We start from the raw sequence: 909 nt of genomic DNA, 5'->3' as shown, positions 1-909 counted from the left end.
GCGGAAGCCCCCTCCCCCTGACCATGCCGCGACGGCATTGAGGACATTGACGATGAACTCGCCGCCGCCGACCGTGAAGACCTCAAGCATTGCCTATCGTAAGGTGGAAGAGGCAGCGCGGCAGGGTGATGTCCCGCTGGCATGGCACCATCTTGGGCGTGCGCACATTCTCGCTCAGACGCGCCTGGGCCCGCATTGCGTATCGCACTGGAGGATGTTCGCCTTCGCTGTCCTGCTACGTGACTGGCCGGAAGCGGCGGAGCAGCTTTTGCGACTTGCGCTTGCACCGCTCGGCAATCTGACGGGGCGCCTGCCGATCGGCAACACCGGACGCAGCACGGTGAGCGCCTTTACCGCGATGGATATTCCGTCTGACCTGCGCGCGATCCTCGATCGCACCAACGACTAATCCTTTCCTGCGCAACCCTGCGCCGCAAATCGACCGAAAGACCTTCTGTGATCCACCGCTTCCACGCCGCGCTGCTGCTTGGCACCGCCAGCGACCTGCCGCGCCTGTGCCTGCCTTTGCGCAGACCACTACTGCAGAACCAGAGCACTCTGCCGAAGACGCTGACCATCCCACGCCACAAAGCAAATCCTGGCGCGTCTCTAAAGCCTCCGCTTGTGAGACTTTCGCGGGTACGAATGATGGGATTGCGAGCTGTGGAGCTCGCGCGGAACGAGGGGATGGAACGCCCAGACATCCCTACGGACGACGCCAGTCGGCCGAACCTTCTTGCCGCCTAATCCTCGACTGGAATCGCTCGCCTCATGAAGGCGTCGAACAGCGGCACAGTGAAATCGGTCTCGCCATAGCCGGGGGTGTAGATCATGCCCTTGGCGATCAGCGAGGCGTTAGCGTCCGCGCTCGTGGTGTAATTTCTGGTGTAGATTGAGGTGATCGCATGG

At 62.2% G+C, this 909-nt stretch carries 1 protein-coding gene; it reads left to right on the top strand.

Annotation, left to right across the window (positions count from 1 at the left end; translation table 11 throughout):
• Window positions 1-52: 52 nt before the first annotated feature.
• Window positions 53-409, top strand: coding sequence for a DUF3703 domain-containing protein (locus AX708_RS08700; protein WP_066110767.1), 357 nt, complete (start codon window positions 53-55; stop codon window positions 407-409).
• Window positions 410-909: the final 500 nt, after the last annotated feature.

The organism is Erythrobacter sp. CCH5-A1 (assembly GCF_001557115.1).
Classification (GTDB): domain Bacteria; phylum Pseudomonadota; class Alphaproteobacteria; order Sphingomonadales; family Sphingomonadaceae; genus Erythrobacter.
Note: the sequence above shows the minus strand (reverse complement) of the source record. Positions and strands in the feature narration are given on the sequence as shown.